Raw genomic sequence first — 15,717 nt, 5'->3', positions numbered from 1 at the left:
TTTCTTAACAGAGGCTTTGATTTCAGCAATCCACTGAATAGGACAAGAGTAAACTTGGTTATTGATACTATAGTGTATTTGCCGAAACACCTCTTGTTAGTCAATGAACTAACTTCACATGTGCAATCCAGCAGGATTTCATCGTTCTCCCAGTTCGCGTCTTTACGTAGTCTGCAATCTGTTTATATGTTGACATTTCCAATTTACTGATACTCACTATTTACTATAACGTCTGAACAACGAAGCCTCCTCGACTTCTTGAAAAAAAACAAATGACTATATTTAAGTAATGGGTAATATTCGCTCATTACTTAACATTATAAGGGAGCAGGATGGCGTTCTATGAAAACAAAAAGTCTGTTCTTGAAACAGATAAACCAGAACAGTATCGGAAAATACGTAGTATCGGTGAGATCCCTCCAGGTCCAGGAATTTATGAATGCCAGACCTGTAAGTACGAAGATGTCGTGAACCGTGAATGCGAGAAGCTTCCACCTTGCTCTAACTGCAAGAAAAAGGGCCACACCAATAAGTGGAAGTTTCTCGTAAAAGCCACAGATAAATAGCTATCCTCAAAGCCCTACGGGGCTTTTAAGGCATAACATTTGCTGTCGGAACCTCCTGAACACTACTTTGCGAGTTTTTGTCTTCAAGCCATTTTTTCCTCATGTGGTTTTCATCAACGAAAATGGCCTGAAGCACGGAAACATGCTTTTTTAGGTCATGGATATTAACCTCGAATATCCCATGTCAGAGTCTAATTTCTTACGTAGCGCATTCTTTACGGCAACAGAATTGTTGAATCCTTCTGTCACAACGGCTTAATGCGCCGCCAGTTCCTGAAAGAATTTTGGGTTTTCCTGAATGGTCGCCAGTACCTTTGCCGCCAGTCCAGTAGGATTACGTCTTCCGGTCTCCCAGCTTTTGATGGTGTCGATACTTGTTCCCAGAACCTGTGCCATCTCACTCTGTGAAACGTTAAGTTGTGCTCTGATGGACTTCACATCTGCCAGTTCATAACGTGTGACACGTTCGGGTGCTTTAACACCATTTTTGATGTCGACAGCTTCTTCCAGTGACGCTTTTAGGTCGTCAAAAAAACTCATGTTACACCTCGTCTTTCAGTAATTTTGTCAGCTTTTTCAGTTCTGATTTTTCAGCATCCGTCAGACTGTCTTTGGTGCTTTTCGGGTAGGCCATTACCAAATAGATAATCTCTTATAACACCCTGACTGCGATGGGCCTGGTAATCCATCGGGGTAACAGAAACACCGCTTCCCAAGCCCAAAGAGGCATTGGCACCGAATTGCTTGCCACTACTGCGATTTTCTTTATCCGTTTTATGGGTATTAGCCGCCCCTGACAGAGAAATATCTTTTTCAGCCACCAAGGTGGTATTTCCCCCGGCTTTAAGTTGGCTACCCACAATAGCCAGATTACCGGCCACCGGGCCTTCTCCCTGACCGGTGGCTGTAATAGATAAGTTATCCCCGGCAGTCAGGATTGACCCCACAGCCACATCCGAGGCTTTATGAGTACTGGATGAACTCTTTTGTTTGCCGACAGTTGTCTGGAAGGCAAAAGATGGCATCACTGGATCTTTACCCTCAAGGAAATTTTCTTCTGCCTTATCATGTGCGGCTTGAGCACTACTCAGGGCTGCCTTGGTATCATATAGTGCCGATACTCGGCTATTGTTGCCTTGTTGCGCCTGCTGAGCAAAAGTCTGGGCAGCCGCAATTTGGCCTCCTCGTGAACCATCAAGAGAGAACGTCAACCCTTGACTCTTCTGTTCAACAGTCTCATCCAGAGTCAGTTTGTTACTCCCGGCTTCAATCTGTACCCTGCTGCCACTAATCGTCAGATCCTTACCAGCGATCAGTTCACTGTTACGGACTTTAGCTTCGTCGCCCGCATGGACAGTGAGGTTATAGCAAAGTCGGTAACTCTCAACCTTTCAAGGGCTGGGATCGTTTTACTTTCTCAACAAGATACAGCGCTAAGCGTAACGTTCTGTAAGTGCTTTCATATGTCTTTCTACCGTTTCTTTACTGCTAGGAAAAGCATCGATATAAGCATTAGACACATATTGCATCAGCATAATAAATTGATTTGGGCTGATTTCCGAACTTTCAAACTCTCCAACATAAAAAGTAACCAGATCAAAATCTTCTGGATAATCTAGATCTTGATCTAATACATATTCTAATCCTTCATGTACTACACATCCAATTCCCTTCGAAGCATCCAAGAGAAATTTTATAAAACTTATTTTCTCTTCACTCAACATGGTGAACATGAGGTAATATAAATCTTCACCACTATTGTTTATTAAATATTCTTTTGTCTCATCTAACCACTTCGTTTTATCACTCATGGAATATTCCTTGATGGCATCGTGATGAATGCATTACTAATTTCACCACTTTTAGCATCTTTCGTTACTCTAAACCAATATCCATCAACTTTAGTTGAATACTCCCTTTTATCTGGGTTGGATATAAAGTAATCCTTTGATTGTTTAGCTGCTTGAGTAGACATTTTAAGAACTGTATCGTCAGATAAGACTCGAGGATCGTATGTTGTCTTCGATTGAGTCTTTTTGTACTTACCAGTAGGATTACCTGCTCTGTCTACCGAAGGTAATTGATAACTATATTCTATTAATCCTGGATATTTCTTATCGGTTATTTTATTCGTGACTTTTACTCCTAATTTTTCAGCAGATTCTAAAAATGCATCTTGTCTATGAGCGCCAGATATACTTGTTTTCTTCTTATTCAATAAACCAATCTGAGTATTATGTTTTGATACTTCGGCTGTGAAATTTTCTGGTATTACACGCTCAGACGTTTTACCAGTCTGATTTTGTGGTGTTTTTGGCGAAGACTTAGGGCCTTTTCCTCCCTCCATCACAATAGGCAGCGTCATCGCCATTGCAGCGGCAGTCTCCTGACTCATGCCCATCGCTTCAAAGCGTTTTGTCCAGCCGAGTTCGCCTACCTTGCCTGTGGCCGCCTGACCTAACGTATTCACTGCCGACAGGTAATTTCTGAACTCAACTGGCAATGTGCCATCCCGGTCCATATTTTTGAGGGTACGTTCAAACACCGGCCACTGATCAACCAGATAACCATACTTCTGTGCACACTGGGTCGGGTTGCTGTTGCAGAAATTCATCATTTCCTGCTGATTACGGATATTGGTATCAACCATCTCCTTGATCACCTGCTTACAGCTTTCGCCTTCACAGGTGCGGGCTTGGTGCGCAAAACTGTCCAGCTCATTCACGCTCAGAGAGTTATTCTCCACCGCATTCTTCCCGGCCTGGGCCCCGGTAACGGCGCTGGCGGTAGAGTCACCAGCAATGCCACCTGCCAGACCTGCCGCCAGGGTGGAGAGGGTGCTGATGGTCTGTTTTTCTTCTTCACTTAAGTCACTGACTTTAACATTTTCACCATGAAAATGCTTCATCAGTGCCTGGGCGGCCAGTTCACCGGAAGCAGCTCCTGCCGCCCCGGCCAATGCACTGTTGCCACTGGCTTCCGCCACCGCCGCGCCCAGAATCGCATGGGCCAGGGTATTGGTGGTGATATCCACTTTACCGGTTTGCGGGTCGGTGGTCATGTCCTTAATCACCCCGGCCAGATACGGTGAGGCACCCCCGGCCAGTGCCTGACCAATATTTCCGCCTGCCAGTCCCTGAATGGCTGCCGTCGCGGCCTGTAAGGCGGTCTGGTATTTACCGCCAGTACCAAAGCCGGAATCATTCAATGCCTGATTGTAAGCTGTGTTGTAGATTTGGTTTTTAATGTCATCTTCAGTTGGGGGGAGAGTGCTGGTTTTCGCCAGTTTCGCACGGGCATCCTTTCTGTCCTGCTCACTGATATTCGTCATTTTCGCGTTGGCGGCTTTGGTGGCGATAATAGACCCTTCAGTACCGGCAATATCAATGACCTGTGCGCTGATTTCCCGAATGAGTTGTGCCTGTCTCAGTCGTTTCTGTTCTTTCTCTTTATCAAAGATAGGGCTTAATGCATTGCCGGCATTATCCGTGTCGCGGTTCAGGGTGGTGATATCTTGCTGTTGGTGGTCCTTATCCCGGATAGCAATGGTGCCGTCACTGACTGCCGCATGAGAGGTGCTTTGGGCATGGCCTTCTTTATTCGCTCCTCCCAGGGTATTGGAGGCCAGATTACTCAGCAATGAGCTCCCGATCGGTCCGCCGGTGCTGAATCCGGCGCTCTGGTGTTCGGTTTTGAAATCCGCTTTGTTTTGAATATCCCCGAAACCCAGGGTACCGGTATCAAGGGTGTTTTTGGCTTTGTCTGCGGTACTGGCAATCACAGCGCCGTCAAGCTGGGTGTGTTCGCCTACCTTCACTTCATAGCCGCCTTTGCCGGCAAACAGCCCGGTCTGCTCTTGCACGGAGTCAAAGTTACTGTGGATTTTGTCGCGGCCAATACTGAGACTCACAGTCCCATCAGTCTGAGGGCCGACCGTGACACTGGCACCGGCACTGATGTTCTGCTGCTTCATATCGTAGCGGTTGCTGTCCTGTTCGCTGGTGAGCGTCAGGTTGCGTTTGACGTCGGCGGTAATCTGTTCGCCACTGACCTGTGCGCCTTTGAGGGCCGCATCCCGGCCGGCGTTGAGGGTAACGTTCTGTCCGGCATCCAGGGTGGTTTCAGTGTGGCTGACGCCGTCACCACTTTCACGGCCTTTGCCATGGTTAATGCTGGCGGAAACATTCAGGCCGGTGCCCCCCGGTCCGGCGGTGAAGCCCACGCCGAGTGAACCGCCGCTACTGCTGTTGCTGCCGGTGGTCTGTTCGGTATTCTGGCTGGAGGTGAGTTGGATATCCCGATTGGCATTGAGTTGCAGGTGTTTGCCTGCCTGCAACCGGCTGCCCTGAACACGGATATCGCCGTTCTGGTCAGGCGTGTCGTTGCCGGTAGCGGTGATATTGAGGTTATCCCCGGTAGTCAGGCTGCTGCCCTGTTGAGTGGTCTGGTGCTGTTTCTGCTCTGAACGGGAGGACTGGCTGCCGTAGGAGAGGTTGATACCCACCAGGTTATTGTTGGTTTTGTTGTCACCGCCTTTGGCATCGGCCAGACGAGCGGCCTGAACTGCCTGGACCCCACTGAGGGCGGCTTTGGTGCCTTGTAAGGCTTTCAGTCGGCTGTCACTTTCACTGCTGGCCGCCTTAACGGTCTGAACGGCGGTATTCACGGCACTGCCAGCTGTCCCGGATAGGGCCACGGTCAGACCGCTTTGTTTCTGTTCGGTTTTGGAGATAGCGGTATGGCTGTTTTCCGCGCTGGTGATAGTGACATCCTGGCCGGTGAAGGTCATATCCCGGCCCGCGACCACATCACTGCCGTGAAGGTTGAGCTGTTTTCCGGCGTTGAGCGTGACGTTGCCCTGACTGCTGCCGATGGTGCTGCCTTTGCTGAGGTTGCTGTCGATGTCGGTGGTGGATTTTTGGCTGGCTTTGCCGACGGTGAAGCCGATACCCCCGGTGCCCATCAGGCCGGATTTTTTCTCTTGCTTGAAGTGCGTTTCATGACGGGCTTCATCTGCGGTGGTGACGGTGAGCTGATTACCGGCGGCCAGATTGACATCCTGGGTGCCAGCCACGTTACTGCCGATGATGTTCAGGTCTTTGCCGGCCTGTACGGTGACGCTGTCTCCGCTAAAGGTGGTGCTCACTGCCCGGCGCTCATGGATTTCGTCGTGGGTTTCGACGGAGGATTTGGAGAGCAAGCCTTTGCTGGTCTGTTTGCTATGTTCGACCAAGTCTGATGAAGCGGTACCGGCGTTCAGGGTGAGGTTGTTCCCGGCCTGGGCCGTCAGTTGCTGACCGGCACTCACGTTAGCGGCGGTGGCATTGAGGTTATTGCTGGCTCGCAGTGCCAGGTTACCGGCGGTGTTTATCTGGCTGCCAGTGTCGTGCGTCTGCGTCAAATGGCGGTAGTTGTCGTTCCCCCAGTCACCGTTTTCCGTGCGGCGAGTGAGCAGAGTGTCCAGAGTCAGGTCATGGCCTGCCGTTATCTCTGTCTGGCTGTCTTTACCGGCGTTATCAACTTTGCTGGCAGTAAGTTGGACGTTGTTGATGGCTTTCAGCGACAAGGTACCTTGGTTATTCTGGACATAAATCCCCGCTGGGCGGTCCAGCCAGCGGTTAACACTGTCATCACGCAGGGTAGAGGTGCTGGTGATATCCCGGCTGGCCAGCGCGGAAATTCTATCTTGTCCTTGAATGTTGCCGCCTAGGTTGGTGATATCCTGCTGTGCGGTTAAATCTACTTTACCACCTTGAATAAAGCCGCTGTTGGTCAGGTTTTTAGCGGTCAATTGGGTTACTTCACGTCCGCTGATGGTGCCGCTGTTGGTGATATCACCCCGGCTATTCAGTATGACGTTGTTACCCGAGAGCAGGGCACCATCTCCGGTCAGGTCGCCTTTATTGACCCGGGCGTAGACCTGCGGCACGGTCACGGTCTGTGTTGTGCCATTCGGCAGGGTCACTGTGCGGTTGGTCAGCCAGATAATGTCTGAGGTGAGCAGAGCCATTTGTGATGGACTCAGGGCAACACCTGGGGTCAGTTGTTGTTGTTTGCTGAAGGAGACCCCGGCTTCCATCAGCGCTTTGAACTGGGCTTCATCGTTGTTGTGACCGGCCAGATAACGGTGTCCGGTCAACTGGGTGATCTGATCACGCACCAGACGCTGCTCGTAGAATCCGTCTCCCAGGCGTTTGTGGGTCAGTACCGGGTTATTGGTGAGCTGTTGTTGCATATAATCTGTACCCAGCCATTTTTTATACTGGGTGAATTTTGGGTCGGTTTCTACCAGATAGTGGCTGTCGCTACCCGGTTGCACGATATACAGGCTGTTATCCGGCAGGCGGGTCTCTGGGGCGACTATGCGGATAAGCGGTTCGACTGTCTGTCCTTTAACGGTGTCAGGCGGCAATGCCAGTTCAAATTGTTGGCCGGTCGGTAATACGAGTGGGTGTTCAGCCAGTGTGCCACTGTCTGGTAGGGTAACAGTGGCAGGTGGTAGTACCCGTTCAGTCTGTTGAGCCGGTGAAAGTGATGAGTGTTCAACTAGGGCGTTTCTGTGCGGTAGTGTCACTGCGCCGGGTGACAATACCTGTTCGGTCTGTTGGCCTGTAGGAGAAAATAATGGGCGATCAAACGATGTATCCCTGTCCGGCAGTGTGACTGTTTTCGTAGGGATAGTCACCGTAGTTTCTCGGTCGTTAGTCTGTGTCGGGATGCTGAGTGTGATATCGTTGATAGTCGCGTTCGTGAGTGTAACTTCACCGACTTCCGCCATTCTTGAGGCCAGATTAACCCCGGCTGGTGCACTTTGAACACTGCTTTTCTGCCTGTCATCTATTGTTATGCTGGTAATATCCGGTCGAGTATTGGCCTTCCAGGCCAGCGCTTTCAGGTCGATGGTTTCGGTTACCGGTGCCGGGCGATAATTACTGCCGCTTCTTCCTTGGGAGGTTTTGGTTCCCCCGATTCTGCGTTTTTTCTTTTTGGCATACCAGTAGGTCTGTCTGCCTTCATCCGTGGTGATGCGTTCACCTTTGGTAGCGTTGTTGTGCAGTTCATCAATATTGCCGCCCAGTGTTGCGCCAGCTACGATTTGACTGTCATTGTTGGTCAACATTGCGCTATTCAGGGTCATGTTGCCCCCGGACAGAATTTTACCTGGGTCGCTCTCTTTTATCTGGGTTTCATTGACGGTACGAGTGTATCGGTACTCGTAAAACTCATTATCGCTGCTACCATCCGGCATGACAGCAGTGTGCACACCGTATTTGTTGCGGTAGGACGTGTCCACTTGCGACCAGTCATAGCGGGTAGTGTGTTCGCTCAATACCGCGTCATGGCGCTGGGATTTTTCCGTTTCTACAATGTGTGTTACTAGGCGGTTGTTGGTATTGCGGATAATAGCCGCGTCAATTCCTAGGTTGCCCCCGGCCTCAATGGTTGCCGCGTGGTTGCTTAACCGGCCAGCTTGACTCGTCGCAGTCAGGTTCTCATCCAGTTGTCCACCAATGTACATATCGCCCACGCTGTAAATTTGGGCGTGGTTACTGTTGTTGAGGGTGCCGGTAGCGATATCCATTCGGTCTCGGGCAGCAATGACCGCGGCTTTGTCTTTCTGCGCGGTGTTATTGAGCGTGCTTGTCTCAAGGGCTATTTGGTCACCGTAAATACGTCCGGTACCGGTATTGTCCAGTATTTTGGTTGTCAGATGGGTAAGATCGCCGTCAATGAGTCCTGTGTTGGTCAATGTGTCACGGATGTTGACGCGGGTTTTTCCAGCACTGATTTCCGCAGTTTGGGTGTTGGTGAGGTTTTTTGCTGTCAGGTACGCTTGTCCGGCTTTAATTGTGCTGTCATTGATGATGTTGCCTATGGTTTCCAGAGACAGCTTGCCGTTGGCGGTGGTGTTGCCGGTGTTGTGGAAGTCTTGTTTTAATTTCACTTCCATATCGCCCTGCGATAAGGTTTGGCCGTCACCGTTCAGAGTGTTGGCTTTAATATTGACTTTTTCACCCCCAATCAGTGTACCTTGCTGGTTATTCATCGTCAGTTTCTGGGTCTCGTCTTCAATGGTGAGTTGTTTCCCACCAGAGACCAGCCCCTGCGTGTTATCCAGTGTCTGGCGGACGATAGCGTGTAGGCTGTCGGCTCCCCGTAATGCGCCTTGGGTGTTATCCACCTGTTGAGCTCTAATGATCAGGTGTTGAGCTTCAGCCCCCCGATCAGGGTGATTAGTCTCCCGGTTAATCAGTTCTGCCGTGTCTAGGGTCAGATGTTGGTCACTATGGATAAAGCCGTCAGTGTTGTTCGTTTGTTTCTTCACGTTAAGTGTTGAGTCACCCACGGCTTTGATCTGTCCGTGACGATTGTCGAGCTGTTGGGTCTCTAGGTCCATGGTGTTTGTTGATAACAGTTTACCGTCCTGGTTATCTGTATCAGCCAATCCTGTGTCGATAACCAGTTTCCCACCCTGAATATGTCCGTGGCGGTTGTCCAGTTTGCCGCTGGTCACTGTTGTTCCGTGATCACCAATGATACGGCCGTGCTGGTTATCCAGCAGTTGCTTGTTCGTGTCAATATTGACGGTTTCCGCCGACTGTAATTTGCCATTGTGGTTGGTGAGTGTTTGGCTGTGAATCTCCAATCCACCGTTACCGGCAATATGACCATTGTTATTGATGAATGTCGTGCTGGTGATGTCGGTTTTTCCATCAGCGGCGATAAAACCGGTGTCATTATTTAATTCACCGATATCCAGTGTCAAATCTCCCAGAGCAGACACTTTTCCTGATTTATCTTTGTCACCGTTGTTATCCAGGCGTTGGCCCTGAGTGTTCAATCTCAGTGTTCCATCAGACCGGACGGTGCCTTTCAGGTTATTGAATGCTTGGGTCGTGAGCGTAGTCTGTTGAGTGCCGACAATAGTGCCTTGGGTGTTATTTACGGCGGCGGTGTTTAGTGTTGCAACTTTACGGCTGGTAATAGTGCCAGCTTGATTATGTAAATCACCGCTGGTAATGAACATGTCATCCTGGCTGCTAATGCCGTTCTGATCACCACTGTTTTTGTTAGTCAGGGTGTGACCATTCGTATTGAGTGTCAGTTTACCTGCGGAATGTAATAGACCACCGCTGTTGTCAGTTTCGTTCACTGATAATTCCAGGGCATCGGTTTTGCTGCCGAGGGTCCCGCGTTGGTTTTTCAGTTCACCGCCAGTGATGGTTGTCTTCCCTGTGCCAATAATTACACCATCATGGTTGTCAATTTCACCTGTGGTCAGGGTCATTGTCCCTTTGCTGATAATGCCACCGTTGTCGCCCTTTTGGGCGGTTGTCAGTTTTTCTCCATGCGTGTTCAGCGTCATATCACCGGCAGAGTCTATTTTTCCACCGGTACTGTTGAGTTCTCCGCTGTCGAGTTGCAGGTTTTTCTTACTAATGATGGTGCCGGCCTTGTTGTGGAGTGATTGTTTCTGCGTGTCAATGTGAGTTTCGTCGCCACGGATAAATCCACGATCATTGGTCAGTTTACCGGTGGTCAGTTTCAGGGTATCTCCTGCCGTGATACCGTTGAGTTCACCGCTGTCAGTATTGGTTAGTTCCTGCTGTTGAGTGTTCAGTTTTAAGCTGGCTGCGGATTTCACCAGTCCGCGTTGGTTGTTAACTGTTTTTGTTGTCAGGTCCGCTTTACCTTTCGAGAGGATTTTTCCGTCGGTGTTGTTGAGGTTATGGCTTATCAGTGTGATCTCGTTTTGTGAGCCTATCATGCCAGCGGTGTTATCGATTTCACCGACTTCTAAAGTCAGGTCACTACCGCTGCGTATGCCATGGCTATCTCCACTTTGCGCGTTAGTCAGCTTCTGGCCGTGGGTATCAAGTGAAAGGGTGGTTCCGGATTCCAGCAGGCCGCCGGTGTTGTCAGTTTCGTTTACGGTTAATGTCAGCGCACCTTTTTTGCTGATGAGTGTTCCACCCCGGTTTTTCAGTTCACCGCCAGTGACGGTTGTTGTTCCTGTACCAGTAATGTTTCCATCACGGTTGTCGATTTCACCGGTGGTCAGGGTGAGTGTGCCTTTACTGATAACACCCCCATTTTTCCCGCTTTGCGCAGTGGTCAGTTTTTCTCCATGTGTGTCCAGCGTTATGTCGCCATCAGATTCTATCCTGCCACCGGTACTGTTTAACTCTCCGCTGTCGAGTTGCAGGTTTTTCTTACTGAATATGACACCGCCCAGGTTGTTTAATGTCTGTTTCTGTGTGTCAATATGGATTTCATCGCTGCGGATAAATCCGCGGTCATTGATCAGTTTACCGGTCGTCAGTTCCAAGGCATTTTGCGCTACGATCCCGCCGTTTTTACCGCTGTCAGTGTTGACCAGTTCCTGCTGCTGGGTATCCAGATGTAGACTGGCTGTGGATTGAATCAGCCCATGTTGGTTGTTGACCGCTTGTGTTGTCAGGTCTGCTTTTCCCTTTGCGAGGATTTTTCCTTTGGTATTGTTGAGGTTCTGGCTGGTCAGTGTGGTGTTGCCTTGTGAATCTATCATACCAGCGGTGTTATCGATTTCACCCACTTCCAGAGTCAGGTCACTACCGCTGAATATGCCGTGTTTATCTCCGCTTTGAGTGTTAATCAGTTTCTGCCCGTGGGTGTTGAGTGAAAGCGTTGTTTGGGATCGCAGCAGACCACCGGTGTTATTCAGTTCGCCGGTATTCAGTGTCAGTTGTTGATGTTGGCTGAATATTTTACCGCTTGTATTATCAACGGTTCCCATTGATGTTACTTTGAGCTGCTTATTGGCGATTACTTTTCCTTGTTGGTTATCAATGGTGCCTGTGGTCAGATTTATATTGCCTGTACTGATTATGCCCCCGCTTTGACCGCTGTGGGTGTTTGTCAGTAGTCCGCCCTGTGTGTCCAGCGTTAGGTCATCGCCAGATTGCAGTAAGCCGTTGCTGTTGTCAGTTTTGCCCACGGTTAATTTCAGTGCACCGGTTTCGCTGGCAAGTGTCCCACTTTGGTTGTTCAGTTCACCACCGGTGACTGTCGTTGTTCCTTCGCCAATGATGACGCCATCATGGTTGTCGATTTCGCCGGTAGTCAGGGTGAGTGTGCCTTTACTGATAACGCCACCCGTATCGCCGCTTTTTGCCGTGGTCAGTTTTTCTCCATGTGTGTCCAGCGTCATATCACCGGCAGATTCTATCCTGCCACCGGTACTGTCTAACTCCCCGCTATCGAGTTTTAGATTTTTCTTACTGGCTATGGTGCCGGTTAAGTTGTTTAGCGCTTGCTGATGGGTGTTAATGTGGGTTTCGTTACCACGGATAGAGCCGCGGTCATTGATCAGTTTACCGGTCGTTAGTTCCAAGGCATCTTGCGCTATTATCCCGCCGTTTTCACCGCTGTCAGTGTTGACCAGTTCCTGCTGTTGGGTATCCAGATCTAGACTGGCTGCGGATTGTATCTGTCCGCGTTGGTTGTTGACCGCTTGTGTTGTCAGGTCTGCTTTCCCCAGAGAGAGGATTTTCCCGTCGGTGTTGTTGAGGTTCTGGCTGGTCAGTGTGGTGTTGCCTTGTGAATCTATCACGCCAGCGGTGTTATCGATTTCACCAGTTTCGAGCATCAGGTCATTGCCGCTGCGAATACCTCGTTTATCCCCGCTCTGGGCGTTAGTCAGTTTCTGGCCTTGGGTGTTGAGTGAAAGGGTAGTGCCGGATTTTAGCAGGCCACCTGTATTATCAACGGTTCCTGATGTTACTGTGAGTTGCTGATTGGCTGTCACGGTTCCTTGATGATTATCGATAGCATCTGCGGTCAGAGTTAAGTTCTCTGAGCTTAGTATGCCCTGATTAGGCTGGCTGTTACGGTTGGTTATGGTTCCTTTTTGCCCATCAAGGAGCAAGTTTTTGCCCGCATGGATAAGGCCTGCATCATTGTTGACCCCTTGGGTGGTCAGCTTCATGTTACCTGTGCTGATTATGCCCCGGTCTTGACCGCTGTTGGTGTTGGTCAGCAGCCCACCTTGCGTATCCAATGTCAGATCGCCAGCAGAGTGTAGTAGTCCGTCGCTGTTGTCCGTTTTATTCACTGTTAATGCCAGGGAACTGGTTTTACTGGCAAGTTTCCCGCGTTGGTTATGCAACTCACCGCCAGTGACGGTTGTTATTCCTGTACCAATAATCGAGCCATCTTGGTTGTCAATTTCACCTGTGGTTAAGGTCAGCGTTCCTTCACTGGTCACGCCACCCGTGTCGCTACTTTGAGCAGTGGTCAGCTTTTTCCCGTGGGTGTTCAGCGTCATATCGCCATCAGATTTTATCTTCCCTCTGGTGCTGTTAAGTTCTCCACTGTCGAGTTGCAGGTTTTTCTTACTGGCTATGGCGCCACTTTGGTTGTTCAGCGTTTGTTGATGGGTATCAATGTTGATGTCATGACCCTGGATAAGGCCAGCATCATTATTCAGTTTACCGCTGGAAATCCGTAATGAATCTTTGGCAATGATGCCGCCAGTCTTACCGCTATCAATATTTGTCAGGAGTTGATTTTGGGTGTCCAGTGATAGGGTTGATTCTGATTGTATCTGCCCACGGGTATTGTTCAGGGCTCGTGTGGTCAGTTCAGCCATCTGTTGTGATAATAATTTACCCTCTGTGTTATCAACGTCATCAGCGTTAAGCGTGGTTTTTCCTTTGGCAGAAATGATGCCGGCAGTGTTGTTGATATCACCTGTATGGAGTTCCAGTGTGCCTTTGCTTAGTATGCCTTTTTCGTTGTCACCGTTAGCGTTAGTCAGCTTTTGTCCGTGCGTATTTACTATCATGTCACTGCCAGATTGTAACAGACCCGCCGTATTGTCTAGTTCACCGCTGTTTAGGGTCAGTTTTTCTTGGGCAATAACCTTTCCAGTGGTGTTGATGAATTTATGTCCTTTTGTCTGGATGTCTATTTGTTGGGCGAGTAATTGTCCTTGATGGTTATTCAACTCCTGACTTTTTGTGGTGAGCTCTGTTTTGGCTTCGATTCGGCCGCGGGTGTTCTTAATGTTTTTCTCGGTGATCAGTTTTGCATTACCACTGGTTGCCGCGATTTTACCCCGACTGTTATCAAGCTGTGTTGATGTTAATTGGATGTCTTGACCTGCCTCCAGGTTGCCATCTTGGTTATTTAGATCGTTATTGACAGTCAGCTTCAAAGAGCCTTTTTCGGCAGCTACGATGTTGCCTTTGCTGTTATCCACTGTAGTGGCGTTAATTGTCAGGCTGCCGTTACCTTCAATCTTGCCATTGTTGTTATCCAGCGTATTGGCAGTGAGGGACATTTTGTCTTTGCCCTTCTGTTGCATTAATCCACTCTGATGGCTCAATGTGCCTGCTTTTATGGTAATTTTGTCGGCGCTAGTGACTGCTTTTTTGTTCAGTTGCAGGTTGTGGGCTTGTATATCCAATTCACCGTTGGAGAGCAGATTGCCTCCATCGCCTATCCACTGCTGTGTGTTGAGTGATAGTTTACCTTTACCAGACAGTTGAATTGTTCCCAGGGTGTTGTCCGCTTCATGTGTGGTCAGATTCAGGTTATGACCATTATTGGCGATTTTTCCTTGATGGTTGTCCAGCTTTGCTGTTGTGATCGTTAGCTGTTTCCCTTCATTGAACAGGGTGCCACCGCGGTTGCTTAATTTTTGGGTGTTGATTACCAGGTCGCCTTTGCCGATCTGATTAATTTCCCCCTGATTGTTAGATAAATCTGGTGTGGTTAAGTTGATTTCCCGTGCCACCAGTTTACCGCCATCATGGTTAAACTGGTCTGGTGTTTTAGCTGTAAAGCGGTCAGCGGTGACTGTGGCATTGGAAGTGCTAATCTCTTTTTGACTGGCAGTGAGTTGAATGTTGTTGGCGGAGGTTTGGCTGCCGCTGAGATCAATCTTTTTACTCTGTATTTCCAGGGCATTGGTTGCCAGATTTTGTCCATTGGCTTGAATTTGCTGTTTAGCGCTTAGTGTCAGCGAACCAGGCAGGGTGGCTTTCCCTTTATCATCAATACCGGCAGCCAAAATACTGCCTTTGTTACTTTGTATTGTACTCGCTGTTATTGTGGTATTGCCCCGCGCCGCGATTGTGCCGTTGTTCTCAATTTGTCCATCAGTCGTAAGACGTACTTCGCCGGCTGATGCCCCAATATGACCAGCATTACGTACACCCACGCCAGCCTCTGTTCCTACCAGCGTGATTTTATTGGCGTACATGCCTCCGAGTGCGGCTACATCCAGCGTAAATTTCGGGAGCTTACTGTCGTCAGCAGATTTTTTCTCGATGTTCTGGTGAGCGGCATCAACAATATTACGTCCGGTTGTTACTTTCAGATCCTGAGCATGTAGCCTGCCGTTAATTGCCACCGAGCGGGCAATAATTTCCGTGTAATTTTGTTGTGAGCTGTCCATGCCCAAATCTTCAATGCGTACTTCCCCCCGGCTGATATCAAAGCCTTTTATTCTGCCTTGTTCCATCATTGCCTGCCCAGTGGTGAGTATTGCGCGATGGGCGTTGATGAATCCGCAGCCATTGCAAGTGATACCAGCTGGGTTGGCAATGATCACTTCTGCTTTTTGTCCGGCAACCTCAATCCAGCCATTGAGCTGACTTGCATTGAGGCTGTTGACTTCATTGAGAATAATTTTAGCTTCCGCTTTGGCGAGCCATGGGTTTCCTGCCACCATACCGGCCAGTTGAGTTTGGGTAGCATTGTGACTGTTATTAAGAACAACACCTTGTTTATCTATATCAAATTGGCTGTAGGTATTGCGCGAAACACCCGCAGCGCTGGGGGTTTGAATATTGATTTGTGGCGTGCCGTTTGCGCTGCTAAGGATAGTCGGTTGTTGATTACCCGGTGCTTGTCGGTCAGCCACAATGTCTGCTTGCGCGGTCAGAGAAATACAGCCGGTTGCCAACAACAAATTTAGCTTTAACGCTGTTAGCCGACAAAGGCATTGTGATGATTGCCGACGGCTGCGGCGTCGTACCGTACTACCTTGCCCGGAGGTAGCAATATCAGCCACGACCATCAACATGTTCCGGGCTTTATTAAAGATAATGCGATACAGGTTCTTGTTCATTGTTTTTCTCCGCTAACACGCTTGATATCTGCT

Annotated in this window: 3 protein-coding genes and 2 pseudogenes; all 5 read right to left on the bottom strand. The window is 49.2% G+C overall.

Features of this window, described 5'->3' with window-relative positions:
- Window positions 1-821 precede the first annotated feature (821 nt).
- Window positions 822-1,106, bottom strand: coding sequence for a NadS family protein (gene nadS / locus ACUN2T_RS22545; RefSeq protein ID WP_445495135.1), 285 nt, complete (start codon window positions 1,104-1,106; stop codon window positions 822-824).
- 1 nt (window position 1,107) lies between these two features.
- Window positions 1,108-1,218: pseudogene (locus ACUN2T_RS22540) on the bottom strand (type II toxin-antitoxin system RelE/ParE family toxin); the annotation flags it as partial.
- Window positions 1,219-1,321: 103 nt separating this feature from the next.
- A pseudogene (locus tag ACUN2T_RS22535) lies at window positions 1,322-1,591 on the bottom strand (hemagglutinin repeat-containing protein); the annotation flags it as partial.
- Between the two features lie 408 nt (window positions 1,592-1,999).
- Window positions 2,000-2,377: a hypothetical protein gene (locus ACUN2T_RS22530; protein ID WP_445495134.1), complete on the bottom strand. Its 378-nt coding sequence runs from the start codon at window positions 2,375-2,377 to the stop codon at window positions 2,000-2,002.
- On the bottom strand, window positions 2,374-15,684 hold the full coding sequence (locus ACUN2T_RS22525) for a hemagglutinin repeat-containing protein (RefSeq protein WP_445495133.1): 13,311 nt from the start codon (window positions 15,682-15,684) through the stop codon (window positions 2,374-2,376). The genes ACUN2T_RS22530 and ACUN2T_RS22525 overlap by 4 nt, the downstream gene beginning before the upstream one ends.
- Window positions 15,685-15,717 lie beyond the last annotated feature (33 nt).

Source organism: Photorhabdus machadonis (assembly GCF_052657765.1).
The sequence above is the reverse complement of the archived record's forward strand: the minus strand, read 5'-3'. Positions and strand labels throughout refer to the sequence as shown.

What these genes read in the sequence shown, in the direction of transcription:
- nadS (WP_445495135.1), bottom strand. Translation starts at nt 1,106, where the DNA reads ATGAGTTTTTTTGACGACCTAAAAGCGTCACTGGAAGAAGCTGTCGAC.
- ACUN2T_RS22530 (WP_445495134.1), bottom strand. Translation starts at nt 2,377, where the DNA reads ATGAGTGATAAAACGAAGTGGTTAGATGAGACAAAAGAATATTTAATA.
- ACUN2T_RS22525 (WP_445495133.1), bottom strand. Translation starts at nt 15,684, where the DNA reads ATGAACAAGAACCTGTATCGCATTATCTTTAATAAAGCCCGGAACATG.